The organism is Thalassospira sp. SN3W (assembly GCF_038070535.1).
Taxonomy (GTDB): Bacteria; Pseudomonadota; Alphaproteobacteria; order Rhodospirillales; family Thalassospiraceae; genus Thalassospira; species Thalassospira xiamenensis.
Window position 1 is genome coordinate 1,940,057 of record NZ_CP121124.1, and the last position, 18,144, is coordinate 1,958,200.

Annotated in this window: 14 protein-coding genes; 10 read left to right on the forward strand and 4 right to left on the reverse strand. The window is 53.3% G+C overall.

The genetic code is table 11. From position 1 onward, the window contains the following. Nucleotides 1–203: 203 nt before the first annotated feature. The 8 genes from P8T57_RS08610 (at nucleotide 204) to P8T57_RS08645 (ending at nucleotide 7,760) form a co-directional block, all read left to right on the forward strand. Nucleotides 204–1,145 (forward strand): LysR family transcriptional regulator, encoded by a 942-nt coding sequence (locus P8T57_RS08610; protein ID WP_007088553.1) that lies wholly within the window; start codon nucleotides 204–206, stop codon nucleotides 1,143–1,145. Nucleotides 1,146–1,223: 78 nt separating this feature from the next. Further along, nucleotides 1,224–2,219, forward strand: coding sequence for a UDP-glucose 4-epimerase GalE (galE, locus tag P8T57_RS08615; RefSeq protein WP_114094250.1), 996 nt, complete (start codon nucleotides 1,224–1,226; stop codon nucleotides 2,217–2,219). Nucleotides 2,220–2,367: 148 nt separating this feature from the next. Further along, nucleotides 2,368–3,207, forward strand: coding sequence for a glycosyltransferase family 2 protein (locus tag P8T57_RS08620; RefSeq protein ID WP_341365182.1), 840 nt, complete (start codon nucleotides 2,368–2,370; stop codon nucleotides 3,205–3,207). Nucleotides 3,208–3,364: 157 nt separating this feature from the next. After that, nucleotides 3,365–3,889, forward strand: a complete 525-nt coding sequence (ppa, locus tag P8T57_RS08625; RefSeq protein ID WP_341365183.1) for an inorganic diphosphatase — start codon at nucleotides 3,365–3,367, stop codon at nucleotides 3,887–3,889. Between the two features lie 370 nt (nucleotides 3,890–4,259). Continuing rightward, nucleotides 4,260–4,802: a L,D-transpeptidase family protein gene (locus tag P8T57_RS08630; RefSeq protein WP_341365184.1), complete on the forward strand. Its 543-nt coding sequence runs from the start codon at nucleotides 4,260–4,262 to the stop codon at nucleotides 4,800–4,802. 69 nt (nucleotides 4,803–4,871) lie between these two features. Continuing rightward, a complete protein-coding gene (locus P8T57_RS08635; protein ID WP_037988967.1) occupies nucleotides 4,872–5,846 on the forward strand; it encodes a DUF2333 family protein in 975 nt (324 codons plus the stop codon). A gap of 162 nt (nucleotides 5,847–6,008) precedes the next feature. Further along, nucleotides 6,009–6,578, forward strand: coding sequence for a NifU N-terminal domain-containing protein (locus P8T57_RS08640; RefSeq protein WP_007088547.1), 570 nt, complete (start codon nucleotides 6,009–6,011; stop codon nucleotides 6,576–6,578). 195 nt (nucleotides 6,579–6,773) lie between these two features. Continuing rightward, entirely contained in the window at nucleotides 6,774–7,760 is a 987-nt protein-coding gene (locus P8T57_RS08645) for a glucosaminidase domain-containing protein (RefSeq protein ID WP_341365185.1), read from the forward strand. A gap of 79 nt (nucleotides 7,761–7,839) precedes the next feature. Here the strand turns inward: P8T57_RS08645 and P8T57_RS08650 are convergent, their stop codons facing one another. The 4 genes from P8T57_RS08650 to P8T57_RS08665 all read right to left on the reverse strand — a co-directional run bounded on the left by P8T57_RS08650 (nucleotide 7,840) and on the right by P8T57_RS08665 (nucleotide 12,027). Next, nucleotides 7,840–8,301 (reverse strand): hypothetical protein, encoded by a 462-nt coding sequence (locus P8T57_RS08650; RefSeq protein ID WP_037988971.1) that lies wholly within the window; start codon nucleotides 8,299–8,301, stop codon nucleotides 7,840–7,842. Between the two features lie 105 nt (nucleotides 8,302–8,406). Further along, complete coding sequence (locus tag P8T57_RS08655) at nucleotides 8,407–8,853, reverse strand: hypothetical protein (protein ID WP_147262131.1); 447 nt, start codon at nucleotides 8,851–8,853, stop codon at nucleotides 8,407–8,409. Nucleotides 8,854–8,966: 113 nt separating this feature from the next. Continuing rightward, nucleotides 8,967–11,234 (reverse strand): NADP-dependent malic enzyme, encoded by a 2,268-nt coding sequence (locus P8T57_RS08660; protein ID WP_037988975.1) that lies wholly within the window; start codon nucleotides 11,232–11,234, stop codon nucleotides 8,967–8,969. A gap of 295 nt (nucleotides 11,235–11,529) precedes the next feature. After that, nucleotides 11,530–12,027 carry a hypothetical protein gene (locus tag P8T57_RS08665; protein WP_007088542.1) on the reverse strand — a complete coding sequence of 166 codons (498 nt, stop codon included), beginning with the start codon at nucleotides 12,025–12,027 and terminating at the stop codon, nucleotides 11,530–11,532. Between the two features lie 183 nt (nucleotides 12,028–12,210). Between P8T57_RS08665 and mutS the strand changes: the two genes are divergently transcribed. Both mutS and P8T57_RS08675 read left to right on the forward strand, forming a co-directional pair. Then, nucleotides 12,211–14,934, forward strand: a complete 2,724-nt coding sequence (mutS, locus tag P8T57_RS08670; protein WP_341365186.1) for a DNA mismatch repair protein MutS — start codon at nucleotides 12,211–12,213, stop codon at nucleotides 14,932–14,934. 211 nt (nucleotides 14,935–15,145) lie between these two features. Then, nucleotides 15,146–17,899, forward strand: coding sequence for a [protein-PII] uridylyltransferase (locus P8T57_RS08675; RefSeq protein WP_341365187.1), 2,754 nt, complete (start codon nucleotides 15,146–15,148; stop codon nucleotides 17,897–17,899). Nucleotides 17,900–18,144 lie beyond the last annotated feature (245 nt).

The window sequence follows — 18,144 nt, forward strand, 5'->3', positions numbered from 1 at the left end:
AGCGGGGAGACTGCTGCGGGGTGGCGCAAGGAGACTATCTATCGATCAGCCGGAAACCCTTTTCATTCGGCAGTGTGCCCGCAAAAATTGAAAAATGCGAATGAGGAGTTTTCAGCCATTGATGAGAATTTTTTGCCCCAAACCACATTCAGGCCTGTTACACAGGAATAAACTCTAAAAACCCTGTCCCACGGAAATGTTCGATGCGCCGCAAACTGCCCCCCTTACGCGCGCTTGTCGCTTTTGAAGCCACCGCCCGCCATCAAAGTGTGAAGGCAGCGGCGGAAGAATTGCATGTCACCCAAAGTGCGATCAGCCATCAATTGCGTCAGCTTGAAGAATGTCTTGGCGTTGTCCTGTTTGTTCGCAAGGGACGCGGGCTCAGTCTGACCAAATCGGCAACCCGTCTGCTCCCGCGCCTGACAGAAGCCCTTGATGGCATTGCCGATATCACCGGCGAAGTCGGGCCCGACAAGGGCAAGGCGATCCGTATAGGCGCATTGGCAACCCCTGCCTTGACCGTTCTGTTAAACGAGCTTGGTGACCTGCAGGCCCGTATGCCTGCCGATATTCCCGTTCAGTTTCGCAAGATCGAATTTGATGATGATCTTGATCCACTTGAAATCGACATCGCCCTTCAGATCGCACCAAAAGATTTGCCGGGGCTTGATGGCTGGATCACCGAACTTCTGACTCCCGAAATTTACAATGCCTTTGCTGCGCCTGAATGGCTGAAAAAACGCGGACTTGATCCCTGCAATATCGATGTCGGTTCACTTGGATCGCGCGATATCCTGCTGATCGACAGCGACAGCGAACAATTTTCGCAGATTGCCAACTGGTTTGATCGCGCCACCTTTTCACTCGATGATTGCTGGACCTTCAGCCATCATATCTGGGCACTCGAAGCAGCCCGTGCTGGACAAGGCATTGTTGCCAGCACCGATGTGATCGCCCGCAACTTTGTGGAACGCGGGGAACTGGTCTTGCTTAATTTCCCCGATTTCGTATCGCACTGGTGGTATCGCCTGCTGATACGCCCGGCCCGTGAAAAAGACCCGGCCGTCATCGCCACCGCCAACTGGATCCGCGAACTGATCAATCCACATACGGCGTCGCTGAAAGGCAAAATGCTTAAAAAATGATCTGCCAGACAGAATTCACCTAATCTGTATTTCTAATACGACCAAATCATTGGCTGGATATTGAACAGAACGGAAGCTATGGAAAAAATACTGGTAACAGGCGGCGCCGGATATATCGGATCTCATATATGCCTGAAATTGCGAGAAAGTGGCTATCTGCCGGTGGTTCTTGACAATTTGTCGAACGGTCACCGTGACGCGATTTCTGGTGATATCCCATTTGTTCATGCAGATATTCGTAATCGCACCGCTCTTGACGATACCTTTAAAAAATTCCAACCAGCTGCCGTCATTCATATGGCCGCCCTGATTGAGGCAGGTCTTTCAATGCAGGAACCAGCCAGCTTTTACGAGGTGAATACGACCGGCTCATTTAATCTGCTTGAAGCAATGCGTCATCATGAGTGTCGGCAGATCGTTTTCTCATCAACTGCCGCCATATACGGTAACACCAATCTCGACATGCTTGACGAGACTTTACCGGCTCAGCCTGAAAATCCCTACGGCCGCTCAAAGGCGATGGTTGAAACAATGATCGCGGACTATTGCGCGTTATATGGTTTTCGTTCCATTGCTCTGCGTTATTTTAATGCCGCGGGTGCGGACCCTTCAAGGCGAACCGGTGAAAGACATGATCCGGAAACTCACCTCATTCCGCTTGCTCTATTGGCGGCGGCCGGGCGAAGAGACGGTTTAAAAATATTCGGCAATGACTATGACACGCCGGATGGAACCTGCATTCGTGACTACGTTCACGTTGATGACCTGGCAGCGGCCCACGTCAAGGCACTTGAGCATATAACAGGCGAAACAAAACCATTTTTTGATTGCGTCAATATTGGGACGGGCAAAGGCTGTTCTGTACGTGAAATATTGATGCTTTGCAGAGAAGTTACGGGTATCGAGTTCCCGATATCTGACGCGGCACGCCGCCCGGGCGACCCCGTAAAACTGATTGCCAATCCGGCGAAAGCGAATTCACTATTAAACTGGAAACCGAAATATACAGACCCACGTGAAACGATTGCTCATGCTTGGGCCTATTATTGTTCTAACGCTCGAAAGTCTGAATGAACACAAATTGGTAACCTGTTCATGTGATATCCGATTTTAATATCTAGAACTTTTTTGTAATTGACGAGACGGAGCGGAAGTCGGCTCCATGCATTATGGACCAGAGGGGATACTGGTTGAATGCGTTCTGTAATTGGGGGGAAATTACGTGCATAAGGTTTCTGTGATCGTTTCGACCTATAATTGGCCCGAAGCGCTTGAGATGGTCTTGCAGTCGTTAATCGACCAGAAAGACAGGAACTTCGAGGTGATCGTCGCAGATGACGGGTCCGGCCCGGAGACGGCAAATACCATTATCCGCATGCAGAAAAAATCACCCGTGCCGATCAAACATTTCTGGCAAGAAGATATGGGCTATCGCCTGTCACGTGTCCGCAATGGTGCAATCAAACTCGCAGAGGGCGATATTGTTGTTTTCACCGATGGTGACTGTTGTCTTCTTCCTGATTTTGTCTCAAACCACCGAAAAGTTGCCGAACCAGGCTGCTTCGTGACCGGCAAGCGCGTTTTTCTTAAACGTCGCTTCACTGAATTCGTTATGAAAAAGCGCTTTTCATTTCACAAATGGCCTCGCATCCTTTTGTTCATGCTGGGTCTGATGGGACAATGCAATCGCCCCTTCCAGTTTGCCCCTCTCCCGCAAAACAAGAAAAGCCTTTGGGCGCATCAGAAATGCTGGAAAAAGGCACAAGGGTGCAATATTGCCGCCTTTCGAAATGACATTCTGGCAATCGGCGGTTTTGACGAAGCCTATGAGGGACACGGTCTCGAAGATTCCGATTTCGTGCTGCGCATGATTCGATCTGGCGTGAAACGCAAAAGCGTCGAATACTGCTCACCCGTTCTGCATCTGTATCACGGACGCTCCATAGGGCAACGTCACGCCAACAAATCAAACAACGGTATGTATTTTAACGAGCTAGAAGCAGACCCGAGCCGCTTCCAACCGAGACAGAGTGAACTTATTCCAATCGCCGCTTCAGCATAAAATAGTCCAGTTATCTGCGGGGCTTGGAACAACGCCAATTTCAAGATAAAAGGACCACCTGATTTTTGCATCCTCGATAGATTTCGAGTGTTTGTGCGTTGTGACAGCCCCGGCAACGGGGCACAGCCTTATCAAAAAGCGAAAGGGATTTTCCCACATGGATCTCAGCAAGATTGCCGTTGGCAAAGATGTTCCCTGGGACGTTAACGTCGTCATCGAAATCCCGCAGGGCGGACCGATCAAGTACGAAGTCCACAAAGACTCCGGTGCTGTCTTCGTTGACCGCTTCCTCCATACCTCGATGTATTATCCGGTAAATTACGGTTTCATCCCGAACACCCTTGGACTGGATGGTGATCCGGTCGATGCCATGGTCATGTTCCGTGAACCGGTTGTTGCTGGCTCGGTCATTCGCGCCCGTCCGGTCGGTGTTCTGATGATGGAAGACGAGGCCGGGCAGGATGAGAAACTGATCTGCGTGCCGCACGACAAGATCGATCCGTACTATACCGATATCAAATCCCACGAAGATCTTCCGCAGATTCTGCGCGATCAGATCCAGCATTTCTTCGAGCGTTACAAAGACCTCGAAAAAGGCAAATGGGTAAAAGTCACCGGTTGGGAAGGCGCTGAGAAGGCCGCCAAACTGATCGAAGAAGGTGTAGCCCGTCTCGGCAAATAAGCCGATTTATGTGCGATGGCTTTCTAACGCCCCGCCCGGATTCCGGTGCGGGGCGTTGTCATTTTAACATGACGCCAAAAAACATACATAATCTCAATTCGCTCGGGACTATTGGACAAAGGATTTGTTCCGTGCAGGCGAGGCACACCTGACGCAGGCATTAAGCCTTCCGCCCCTTTCCAAAGGTATTTTTGGTTACCTGCGAAACCTGACAGTCTGCATTCCCGTATCAACTTTGCGTGCAATCATTGTAGCCGATACGGCATTGCCACAAATTCACCTTTGTTGTTTCTCAACATCTTAAAGAAATTTTCTGCAAAACGCTTTGGCGACAGCACTTTAGACAACAGGAATTCAGAGTTTCAGACCAATGCAAAGCAACCTGCAAACCAGTACGCCGTCCGATCCGGTCGAAATGATTGTCTCGACAGATGGATTGCTGCGCTTTGAGGACCGGGAATTTCGCTGTGCAATTGGCAAAAACGGTGTGGTCTCTGCCGATGCCAAGACCGAAGGTGACGGTAAAACGCCGGCTGGAACCTGGCGACTGCGTTATGTTATGTATCGGTCTGATCGCCGTGCAAGCCCCCATACAGACCTTCCAGTCACCACTATTTCCTTTTCTGATGGCTGGTGCGACCATCCTACCCATCCGGACTATAATCGCCCCGTGCGGCTTCCGTTTGATGCCAGCCATGAGAAACTGTTTCGCGACGACGGGCTTTACAACCTCATCGTCGTACTTGGTCACAACGATGATCCTACCGTCCCGGGAAAAGGGTCGGCGATTTTCATGCATATTGCCCGCCCGGATTATACCGGTACCGAAGGCTGCGTTGCGCTTAGCGAAAAAGATCTCGAAACCGTTTTGTCCATGTGCACGACTGAAAGCTATATTCGGATCGATATGTAAAATCATGGACTTGCCGTTGTGGCAATGACACCCTAGTTTCATGCTGCAAGCCATTGACCGGGACGGATCATGATTGAAGACGATTATCTATACAAAAAGAACGGTATTTCCGGTTTCGGAGCACGCATCAGGCGTGTTTTCAGCTCCCGAAAGTTTTGGGTGGGCAGCCTTACCGTTATTGTGTTGGTCGCTGTCATCTATTATCCGGTCGGCATGGCACTGGTGCACAAGATCGACGACAATCCCGATTTCACTGGTAATTATCAGGGCGGCAGCCATTCGGTAAGCACCGCATCCGCACTGATAGATCGCGAAATCAATCAGAACCGTTGGACGGCGAACGATCCCTTCTTCCTGCCGAGTGCCGCACTGGACAATATGCCGAACTTCCAGACGGGTATCGTCTATGCCCTGTCACGCTTTGCAATCGAGTTGTCCGATCAGATTGGTCGTACGCGTGGCTCAAGCCAGGTTGACCCGGATCTGGATGATGCAGCAGGCCTTCTGAAATTCAGGGGTGACAAATGGGTCTTTGATCCCAGCGTGTCGCTTTTGCCCGGTGTAACCTCCGAACAGCAATACCGGCAGGCTATTGCAGCGCTTAACCGTTACAATCAGCGCCTGGCAGACGGTCAGGCCGTTTTTGAACGCCGTGCTGACAATCTGCAGGAAACGCTGAACCGTTTCGCCAATGATCTTGGATCAGCATCCGCACTGATTGATGACAAGGTCGAAGACCCATCCCTGTTTGATCGCACTGCTGATGATGTCTTTTATGCCACCAAGGGCCGTCTTTATGCCTATAGCCTGATCCTGCGTGACCTCGGCACCGATTTCGAACAGGTCATCAACGAACGTCAGGTAGCACCAGCCTGGGCGGAAATGATCGGCTCGTTGCAGGCAGCAGCGGCTCTTGATCCGCTGGTTGTGGTCAACGGTTCGGCCGATGGCATAATTTTCCCAAACCACTTGGCCGGGCTTGGTTTTTATCTGCTGCGCGCCCGTACCCAGATGCGCGAAATCAGCTCTATCCTGCAGCGATAAGACAGGTTCCCCGCACCGGGTGTCAGATCACGAATACCTGAGTTGCGCGCTCAGACTTGATCTTTTCCTGTTTTTGCCCCATTTAGGGCCTAACCAGATGAAATCGGGAACGCCGCGCGGGCAAGATTTGCTCCGGCCCCCAGAGTGAGAGGACAAGCCGACATGTTCATTCAAACCGAGCCGACTCCGAACCCGGCAACACTGAAATTCCTGCCCGGCGAAGATGTTATGGGCCGTCAAGGCACCGCCAACTTCACGGCAACCGATACAGATGTAAAATCACCGCTTGCCCGCAAGCTGTTTGAAGTTGAAGGCATCACAGGGGTGTTTCTGGGCGGTGACTTCATCACCATCACCAAGGATGATGCCAAAGACTGGCAGACACTGAAACCGCAAATCCTTGGCGGTATCATGGAGCATTACACCTCCGGACAGCCGGTTCTTGATCAGAATTCCGGTGCCGCCACCGGTGCCAGCACCGCATCAGATGGAGATGATGAACTGGTCAGCCAGATCAAGGAACTGCTTGATACCCGTGTCCGGCCGGCCGTCGCGCAGGATGGCGGCGATATCGTCTTCCACAAATTCGAAGACGGCGTTGTCTTCCTTGAAATGCACGGCGCATGCTCCGGCTGCCCGAGCAGCACGGCGACCCTTAAAATGGGCATCGAAAACATGCTGCGTTATTACGTGCCGGAAGTTCAGGCCGTAGAACCGGTCATGGCTGACTGATTTCCCGATTCGCAAAATTTTTTCCGCCCGGCGCGCACAAATCACGGTGCCGGGCGTTGTTATTGCGCGCGCGGACGCAAACGCGGTTAAGGAAAAATTAACCTTTTCGATATTGCAGGTTGCGATCCGCGTGACACGCAGGCATAGATAACGGCTCGCATGAACCGACAGTTTTACTGATCCTGGAGAAACAACATGAATAGCGCAAAAGAAGGAAGTTACCGTAAAATTGCGCTTGCTTCAGTGTTTGGAGCGGTAGGTTTACTGTATTTTGGTATTTTTGGCGGATGGGATATCTCCCCGTCGCCCAAAGGTATGAGCTTTGACGAGGTCGCAGCAGTTACCGTTGCACCAGAAAAGAAGAACGTCAAACCGCTCTACCGTCGCGATCCAGAAGTGATCGCGCTTAACCAGTATTATCAAAGCATCGGCTATAGCCTGTCGGGTGTGCAGGAAGTTCCACGCGTCTATATCAAACGCGTTCCCAAAGGCATGCGCGATCTGGCATCCGCAGACGAGCGCAAACAGATTTTCATTCGAATCATGCTGCCGCTGGCATTGCGTGTGAACGAGGAAATCACGGCGCGACGTGATCGCCTGATGGCCATACAGAGCAAGAAATATTCCGGCGACCCAATCAGTACGGCTGAAAAGGAATGGGTCGACCAGATGATGAAACGCTATCGCGTGACGGATGGTGGTGTCACCGCACTGCTTGAACGCATCGATATCATTCCGCCATCTCTGATGCTTGCTCAGTCCGCTGAGGAAAGCGGCTGGGGCACGTCGCGCTTCGTGCGCAAGGGTAATGCCCTGTTTGGCCAGTGGGCCTGGGATGAAGACGGCATCGTTCCAGAAGACCGTGCCGAAGGCAAAACCCACGTCATCAAATCGTTTAACAGCCTGATCGACAGTGTTCGTGCCTATGCACGCAACATCAACTCACACCCGGCATACGCCGAACTCCGTACTGAACGTGCCAAATTGCGTGAAGGCGGCGAAGTCGTGCTTGGTTGGGATCTGGCCGATACACTAACCAAATATTCCGAACGTGGTGAAGAATATGTCGACTCGCTTCACGCCATCATGCGCGTGAACGGTCTTGAAACATTCGACGGGATCGGCTTCGCGTCCGGCGATATCCCGCCACCGCCAAGTGTTCTGGCACTTCTTGAAGATTGATCGCACCAATCGTGGATAAAAAAGGGACCGTTTTCATGCGGTTCCTTTTCTTATTTCCGTAAATGGATATCTCCAGATTCTATGGCCGGTAAATCCAGCCTTTCTCGGATTTGACCAGCCGGATCTCGCTTTCGACAATGCGCCTGTCACCCGCCTTGAACTCGCCCTCCTTCAAGGCCAGCATCTTGGTCTTCACCAGATCAATTGCTTCACTGACAGTGTCACCAACCGTATCAAGGTCCCCGGCGGCCTTGCCCTTTTCCGTGACGTCATCGGCAAAATCCGCGACCGAGCGATCAAACACCAATTCGTAACGCACCATAACTGTCGTTTCATCGTCGGCTTCTTTGATGCTGTTGGTCTTTGTAACATTTTCGACATGACCAACTTTGGCATAAGGATCATCACGGAAACGTTCGATCACGGCCGTGGTGATCTCATTAGCTGTTGGGCCTTCGGTCTTTGTATCGTCGCACGCAGCCAGGGCCACAAGCGCCGGAACAAACAGAATAAATGCAAAAAAATGACTGATGCGATGCATCGACAAGTTCCTTATGCCTGAAATACGGTTATGGCGCTAACCTGTTACAGTCCGATGTGGCAGAAATCGGGTCGATCCACGCTATTGCCCAAACGATAAACGCCATCAGGGCTGCGCGATCCATTTGCCTTTGATCTTAACAAAATCGACGACCCGGGCGACGTCAAAGCGCTGATCTTTTTCAAATTCACCATAAAGGCTGGTCAGGCCCGTCAATTCAACAGTTCCAAGAATACCAAGATAATCACGAAACCGCTTACGCTCAGCTTCCGAAGCTGCCCCCGGATCGGCAACAATGCGAATGGCATTGGCAAAATCAATGTCAAACACCAGTTCGTATCGCACAGATACACGGCTGCGATTGTCGCCTGTACGCTCCGTATCGGATATCTCGATATTTTCCAGATGCGATAGCATGCCTATCAGGGCTTCATCGTGCAGTTCGTTCAAGCTGGACGTAATCAGTTCTGACGAAGGCTCGGAAGCATTGCACCCGAACAGAATCAAAAAAACTGTGCATAGCCCAAAACGCCATTTGCATGAAAAATTCAACGTCACGTTCCCACGATTACCGGTTGTTTTTTGTTATATTCCGGCCTCTTAAAGTAAAATGGCGGAAATTGCATCAGCAATTCCGCCATTTTAACAATATTGTTTAGCGCAACTTAGCCGTGTTCTGCCTCGTGTGCGGCCAGTGCTGCCAGGTTGACAAGGTCGTTAACCGTACTGCCCATCTGGGTGATCTGTGCCGGCTTTTCGAGCCCGATCATCACCGGACCAACAACCGTACCACCGCCCAGCTTGTCGAGAAGCTTTGACGCCGTTGTCGCCGCATGAAGGGCCGGCATTACAAGCACGTTGGCCGGGCCGGAAAGACGGCAGAACGGATAAAGCTTCAACAGTTCAGTATCAAGAGCCACATCAACCGCAATATCACCATCGAATTCAAAATCGACATTACTGCGCTCAAGGATACCGACCGCCTCGCGGATACGGTCGGTATCTGCACTCCACGGGTTGCCAAACGTCGAATGCGATACCATTGCCACACGCGGCTCGTGACCAAGCTGACGGGCTTTCTCGGCCGCCTGGATCGCAATCTCGGCAAGCTGCTCCGCATCGGGCATGTTATGCACGCGCGTATCGGCAATAAACACCGTCCGGCCTTTGGCAATTGCAATCGAAAGACCCATCGGGATTTCGCCCGACTTGGCATCGATCACCGAACTGATATCGGTAAAGCTGCGATGGAAGTTTCGCGTCAAGCCGGTAATCAGGCCATCGGCGTCACCCTTGGCCACCATGACGGCGGCAAAGACGTTACGCTTCTGGTTGACCATGCGTTGGCAATCGCGCCACAGGAAGCCTTTACGCTGCAGGCGACCATACAGGAACTCGGCATATTCCTTGTTCTTGTGAGAAAGGGCCGCGTTGCTGATTTCAACACCCTCAAGGCTTTCGATACCGAGCGATTTGGCCGATTCCGCGATCCGGTCCTCGCGCCCGATCAGGATCGGGGTACCATAACCGGAATTGCGATAGGCCACAGCCGCACGAATAACGGTTTCCTCTTCACCCTCGGCAAAGGCAATCCGTTTCGGATGCGCCCGCACATAATCGGAAATCAGTTGTAGATGGGCCGCCGTCGGATCAAGGCGACCGCGCAGCTGATTTTCATATTCCGCCATGTCAATGATCGGTCGGCGTGCAACACCACTGTCCATCGCGGCCTGTGCCACGGCCTTAGGCACCGCAATGATCAGGCGCGGATCAAACGGTGCCGGAATGATATATTCCGGACCATATTGCAGGCGACGGCCGGAATAAGCCGCAGCAACCTCGTCAGGCACATCTTCTCGCGCCAGTGACGCCACCGCATGGGCCGCGGCAATCTTCATTTCCTCGTTGATCGTGGATGCCTGAACGTCAAGCGCCCCGCGGAAGATATAAGGGAAACCAAGCACGTTATTGATCTGGTTGGCATAGTCCGAACGCCCGGTGGCACAGATCGCGTCATTTCGGATCGCGGCGACGTCTTCCGGGCTGATTTCCGGGTCCGGGTTTGCCATGGCAAAGATGATAGGCTGTTTGGCCATGCTTTTGACCATGGCCGCCGTCACCGCGCCCTTGACCGACAGGCCAAAGAACGCATCCGCCCCGTCCATCGCTTCTTCCAGCGTGCGGGCATCTGTTTCGGCCGCGTGCGCCGATTTCCACTGGTTCATGCCGTCTTCACGGCCCTTGTAAATCACCCCGCGCGAATCGCACATGATGACATTATCGGGTGTCACTCCCATGCTTTTGACCAGTTCGCAACATGCAATCGCCGCCGCACCCGCACCGTTGATCACAAGCTTGATGTCTTTAAGTTCGCGCCCCGTCAGGTCGCAGGCATTGATCAGGCCGGATGCGGCAATAATCGCCGTACCGTGCTGGTCGTCATGGAATACCGGAATATCCATCAGTTCGCGCAAGCGTTGCTCGATGATGAAGCATTCCGGGGCCTTGATGTCTTCAAGGTTGATCCCGCCGAACGACGCTCCAAGGAAGCGCACGCAATTGACGAACTCGTCAACATCCTCGGTCGACACTTCAAGGTCCAGCCCGTCAACATCGGCAAAACGCTTGAACAGGACCGCTTTGCCTTCCATTACCGGCTTGGATGCCAGCGCACCCAGATTGCCAAGCCCCAGAACGGCCGTACCATTCGAGATCACGGCGACGATATTGCCCTTGGACGTATAGTCATAGGCCGTTGCCGGATTCTTGGCGATTTCGAGGCATGGCACCGCCACACCTGGTGAATATGCAAGTGAAAGATCGCGCTGTGTGGTCAGCGGCTTCGACGGAGTGATTTCGATTTTTCCGGGGCGGCCACTTGAATGAAACAGCAGCGCTTCACGGTCACGAACCTTGATTTCTGAATCTGACATATATTTTCACTGACGCTTGCGTGGTGGATTGGAAAGCGGCGAGAACCTGTAAACTTTAACCCGACAATCAGGTGTGGAGCCGTCATGCCGGACCGCTCAATAAATCAGGCTTCTGGCCCCGGGTCAAAGGCGACGTTAACGGCAACCGCAAAATTACGTAGCGTTTTCCGTATGTTGCAGCGCATCATATGCCAACCGGAAATAAGAAAGGCGATCATTTCTGATCGCCTTTTACGTTTTAGCAAACCATGTCCGTCATGCCGAAAAATGCAAATACGCACTCAAAATCAAGGGATTATCCCTGATGCAGATGAATGTTTTCCGCGCCGTGCTTTTTCAGAATCGCGGTCGCCTTGGCTTCTGCATCGTCCTTGTCGGGATCAATCCGCACCCACAGGATCACCGACCCGGCATTGATCGCGCGGGCGAAATCTTCGGTATGCGGGGTTGATGTAACTTCCTCGATAAATTCGCGAAGCGCCACGGCGCCAACGCCCGCACCAACCGCAAGCGCCACCGGCGCGGTTGCCGCCCCGCCAAACAGTGCAATCGCCCCCGATGCCACCAAGGGCACCTCGTATTTTGCTTCACCGACCAGCGCGGTCAGCACATCGGACCAGGACCGGCCATCCGACCCGGCAACATCAATTGATTCATGGGAACTTAAAACTGACAGGTCCGTGCGCGAAAATCCGCTATCGCGCAATTCCCGAACCGCGGCATCAAAGCCGTCTTTTGTATCGAATAATCCAACCAGTTCCGGTGCCTGACGGGTCGCTTGGTCTGCTGCCATCTTCTTATCTCCTTGGTCACTGGTCAAAGGGCGGCAAATCGGCGATGATCGCGCTACTTTGCTGCCTGCGTATCTTAACATATTTTACAGAAAATCAGGCATTGCAATGGCATAGGTCAAAAACTGCTCCCGGGCCGTTTCATCCCCTCGTCAATGCCTTCAGGGTTTGCTATCACACTCGCTATGAACAATATTGCCGATCCTTCCGATACTCAGACCGTCCCCCTTTCGTTCGATACCGAAGGTGCGACCCCGATGATGATGCAGTTCCTTGAAATCAAGGAACAGTATCAGGACTGCCTGCTGTTTTACCGCATGGGCGACTTTTACGAGCTGTTCTTCGACGATGCCGTCAAGGCGGCCGAGGCACTCGATATCGCGCTGACAAAACGTGGCAAACATCAGGGTAACGAAATTCCCATGGCCGGTGTTCCCGTCCATAGCCACGAAACATATCTTCAGCGTCTGATTCGCAAGGGTTTCCGTGTCGCTGTCTGCGAACAGATGGAAGACCCGGCCGAGGCCAAGAAACGCGGCGCCAAATCTGTCGTCAAACGCGGCGTTGTCCGACTGATCACGCCCGGCACCCTGACCGAAGACAGCCTTCTGGATGCCCGGCGCCATAACTATCTGGCTGCGGTGTCCGAAGTTCGCGGCAAGGTCGGTCTAGCCTGGCTTGATATGTCGACCGGCGATTTTTATGTTCAGCCCTGTGATATGGGCGGGCTTCCTGCCGCCCTTGCCCGTCTTGACGCTGGTGAGCTTCTGATATCGGACAAACTTCTGAATCGTTCGGAAATGTTCGATATCTACGCCGAATACAAAAACGTCATCACACCGCAACCCGCATCACGCTTTGATGCCGAAAATGCCCAGCTGCGCCTTAAAAAACTATATGAAGTTGCGGCCCTGGACGCTTTTGGCGGATTCGAAATTGCCGAACTTTCGGCGGCCGGGGCGCTAATCGATTATGTCGATCTGACCCAGAAGGGTCAGATGCCGCGCCTTGCCCCACCGCAACGCATGGCTGCGGGTGCTGCAATGGAAATCGATGCCGCCACCCGCCGGTCACTGGAATTGACCCAGACCCAATCAGGTGAACGCAAGGGATCACTTTTATCGGTCATCGACCGTACCCGCACTGGCGCAGGTGCACGCTTGCTAGCCGCCCGTCTGTCCGCACCGCTGACCGATGCGGGCACGATCAATAAACGCCTTGATCTGGTCTCCTATTTCCATGATCGCGATGCCCTACGGTCCGATCTGCGCGCTGCCCTTGGCGAATGTCCGGATATCGAACGTGCATTGTCACGTCTGTCCGTCGGTCGTGGCGGCCCACGCGATCTGGCTGCCATGCGCGATGGTCTGTCCTGTGCCTTTTCGATTGGCAACCTTTTGCACAAACCCGATGGCGGCAATGACGGCCTGACCGCGCAACCTGCCGCCCTTGTCGATCATTTGACCGATATGGGCCATCATGGCGATCTGGTTGATCTTCTGCGCCGGTCGCTTAGCGAAAATCTGCCGTTGCTGGCGCGTGATGGCGGTTTTATCACAAGTGGCTATCACCCGCCGCTTGATGAATTGCGCATGCTTTCAAGCGAAAGCAAAAAGCTGATCGCCAATCTGCAGGCCCGATATACCGAACAAACGGCCATCACCAGCCTTAAGGTCAAACACAACAACGTCCTTGGCTACTTCATCGAAGTACCGGCCAAACAGGCTGACCGGATGATGGAAATCGATGAATTTATTCATCGCCAGACCATGGCCAATGCGGTTCGTTTCACCACGGTCGAGCTGTCCGAGCTCGAAAGCAAGGTTTCCAAGGCCGGGGATCAGGCGCTTGCACTTGAACTCGAACTGTTTGACTCACTGGTCACGGGCGTCCTTGAACATGCCGACGCCATCGCGCGCTGTGCACAGGCGCTTGCCGGGCTTGATGTGTCGGCCGCGTTGGCCGAACTGGCGCGTGATCAGGGATGTATCCGCCCGACCATTGATGATAGCCTTGCCTTTGATATCCGTGGCGGTCGCCATCCAGTGGTGGAAGCCGCCCTGCGCGAAAATGGCGACAGCCCCTTTGTCGCCAATGACTGCCGCCTTGAAGGCGAACAAAGCCTTTGGCTGATTACTGGTCCGAACATGGCCGGTAAATCGACCTTCCTGCGCCAGAATGCCCTGATTGCGGTTCTGGCCCAGATCGGTGCCTTTGTCCCGGCGGAAACAGCGCATATCGGTGTGATTGACCGGCTGTTTTCGCGTGTCGGGGCGGCGGATGATCTGGCGCGTGGCCGGTCGACCTTCATGGTCGAAATGGTCGAAACCGCCGCCATCCTTAATCAGGCATCCGATCGTTCGCTGGTTATCCTTGATGAAATCGGGCGCGGCACGGCAACATTTGATGGTCTTTCGATTGCCTGGGCGGTTGTTGAAAACCTGCATGAAGTCAATAAATGCCGTGGCCTTTTCGCAACCCACTATCATGAACTCACAGCCCTTGCCGCCAAGCTTGCCCATCTGTCCTGCCACACCATGCTGATCAAAGAATGGCAGGGCGAAGTCGTCTTCCTGCACGAAGTCGGTGCAGGAAGTGCGGATCGGTCTTATGGCATTCATGTTGCCCAGCTCGCAGGCCTGCCTAAACCAGTGATCAAACGCGCAGAACAGGTACTGAAAACCCTGGAGAAGGGCGAACAGGGCGGTGCGGTTTCCAAACTGGCCGATGACCTGCCGCTTTTTGCTGCCGCAATCGAGCAGGTCAAACAGGAAGAAAAAGCCAAATCCCCTGCATTGTCGCCGGAACAAAAGGCCCTTCTGGATGCTGTGGCTGAAATCGATCCCGATAACATGACCCCGCGCGAAGCACTTGATGCGCTATATCGCTTGCGCGCCATACGCGGTTGATTTCGCATCTGTCGCGAAAAATATCGGCCAACGCATTAAAAACAGGCACTTTGCCCTTATATCAGGCAGGTGCCTGTTTGCTTTTTGATGTTAAACTCCGGCGATCAGCCTAACACTGGCATCGGAAACACGGCATGCCATATGCATTGGGATGGACCCAATAGGGCAACCAACCCGTTCATGCCAGACCCGACCGAGGAAACCACTTCAAGTGACGTATAGAATCAAGAAACAGCGCGAAATCATCGACCGCCGCAAAATCTTTGCCGAGCTTGAAACCATCGCTGCCAATTCGGATCTGACATCCTTCAAACAGCGTGCGGAAATCCTTAAACACCTCAAAGCCGTTCTGGAAGATGGCCGCAAGGTCATCCGTGCCCGTTTCGAAGAAACCAATTCCGGGCAGGACGCGGTCTTTTCCAACAGTTTCCTGATCGATCAGATTGTCCGTCTGATCCATGATTTCGCCCTGAAATTCGTCTATCCGCTGCATAATCCAACCAATGAGCAACGCATGGCGGTTGTCGCGGTCGGCGGTTACGGTCGCGGCGATATGGCGCCGCAATCTGATGTCGATATCCTGTTTCTGTTCCCCTACAAACAAACTGCGCATGGCGAACAGGTTGTCGAATACATCCTTTATATGCTCTGGGATCTAGGGCTGAAGGTCGGTCATGCCACCCGTTCGATTGATGACTGCCTGCGCATGGGCAAACAGGACATCACAATTCGCACCAACCTGCTTGAAAGCCGGTTCGTATGGGCGGATGAAGAAGTCTATAAAGCCTTCCGCACCCGTTTCATGGAAGAACTGGTCAAGGGCACGGGGCTTGAATTCATCGAAGGCAAGCTGAACGAACGCGATGAACGCCACATTCGCATGGGTGATTCCCGCTATGTGGTTGAACCCAACGTCAAGGACGGCAAAGGCGGCCTTCGCGATCTTCATACCCTGTTCTGGATCGGCAAATATCTTTACCGTGTCAGCAACCCGCTTGAACTGGTCGACCTCAAAGTCCTGACCCGCAAGGAAGCACAAGGCTTTCTGAAAGCACAAAACTTCCTGTGGTCGGTGCGCTGCTGGCTGCATTACCTGACCGGACGCGAAGAAGACCGCCTGACATTTGATATGCAGCGCGATATTGCCGATAAGCTTGGCTATACCGACCATGCAGGCGCATCAGGTGTCGAACGCTTCATGAAACACTATTATCTGATGGTGAAACATGTCGGCAACCTGACCCGCATCTTCTGTGCCGCACTTGAAGAACGCCATCAACGCAAACCGCTAATCCGCTTCCCGGCACGTTTTTTCGGTAGCAAGGAAATCGACGGTTTCCAGTTGCGCAATGATCGCCTGACCGTCGACAGCCTCGAAACCCTGCAAAGTGACCCGATACAGATATTACGCCTATTCCTTGTCGCCCATCAGAACGGGGTCGGCATTCATCCCGAAACGCTGCGCTGGGTAACGCAAAGCCTGAAACTGGTCGATCACAAACTGCAAAAGGATCCGGCCGCGAACGAGGTCTTTCTTGAAATCCTGACACACCGCGATACCCCCGATATTCCGCTTCGCAAAATGAACGAAGCCGGGCTGCTTGGCCGTTTCATCCCGGATTTCGGCCGTGTCGTTGCCCAGATGCAATATGACATGTACCACACCTATACCGTGGACGAGCACACCATCCGTGCGATCGGCATATTGAACCAGATCGAACGCGGCGAACTGGCAGAAGAAGCCCCGGTCGCCACCCGTATCATGGAAAAGGTGATTTCGCGCCGCGTGCTTTATGTCGCGGTATTGCTTCATGATATCGCCAAGGGCCGAGGCGGTGATCATTCGGAACTCGGCGCCGAAGTCGCCGAAAAGCTTTGTCCGCGTCTCGGCCTGTCGCCTGCCGATACCGAAACCGTCGCTTGGCTGGTCAAAGCCCATTTGTGGATGAGCCTGACGGCATTCAAACGTGACCTGAATGACCCGACGACGATTCGCGCCTTTGCCGATCTGGTCCAGTCACAGGAAAGACTGCGTTTGCTGCTGTGTCTGACGGTCGCCGATATTCGCGCTGTTGGCCCGAATGTCTGGAACGGCTGGAAAGCGACCCTTCTGCGCGAACTGTTCTATGCCACCGATGATTTGCTTTCGGGCGGCCTGAATGCCGACAGTCGCGATTCGCGCGTCGCTCGTGCCCAGCAGAAATTGCGCGACGCCCTTGCCGCATCCGGTTCCAACTGGCCAGAACAGGATGTCGAGGACTTCATTGATCGCGGTTATCCGTCCTATTGGCTCAGTTTTGACACCGAAACCCATGTCCGTCATGCCCATCTGACCCGTGATGCCAAGGCAAGCGGTGCGGACATCACGATCGATATGCGAATCGAAACCGATATCGATGCCACCGAAATCATTGTCCACACCACCGATCATCCCGGGCTGTTTTCCCAGATTGCCGGATCGATGGCGCTGTGTGGCGCCAATGTCGTCGATGCCAAAATCCTGACCCTTGCCGACGGCATGGCACTTGATACCTTCTTTATCCAGGATACCAATGGCGAGGCCTTCAACGACAAATCCAAGCTTGATAAATTACGCAAAACGCTTGAACAGGTGATTTCAGGCCGTCTGCGACCGAGTCAGGAAATCGAACGTCGCCAGATCAAGGATAACAAGCACCGTACCGCCGTGTTCAAAGTCGAGCCAAACGTCATCATCGACAACAAGGCCAGCCGCACCCACACGGTCATTGAAATTACCGCGCGCGACCGGCAGGGTCTGCTTTACGACGTCACACGCACATTACGTGATCTTTCGCTGCAAATCGCATCGGCGCGTATTTCGACCTTTGGCGAACGCGCAGTCGATGTTTTCTACGTCAAGGACGTGTTTGGTCTGAAAATTGATAGCCGCACCAAATTCCTGCAGGTCAAGGAAACCCTGACCCAAACCTTGGAAAACGGCTGAACACCGACCCGAAAACACAAAATCCCCGCCCCTGCGATTGGCCAAACGCCAAATCGCCCCGGCAGGGATCCGTGTTCAATGGTGCAAGCACCATGATCGAATTTTGATTTGTATCGGAAGTTTGAACGGACGAGGGCTGGTCGGTCCTGAAACCTGATGTTATGGCCTGTTGTCCCGTAACATCATATTCCTCGGAGTGCAGCAGGTTGAGGTGGAGCGCCTTTATCCCTCGTCCGGTCAGAATA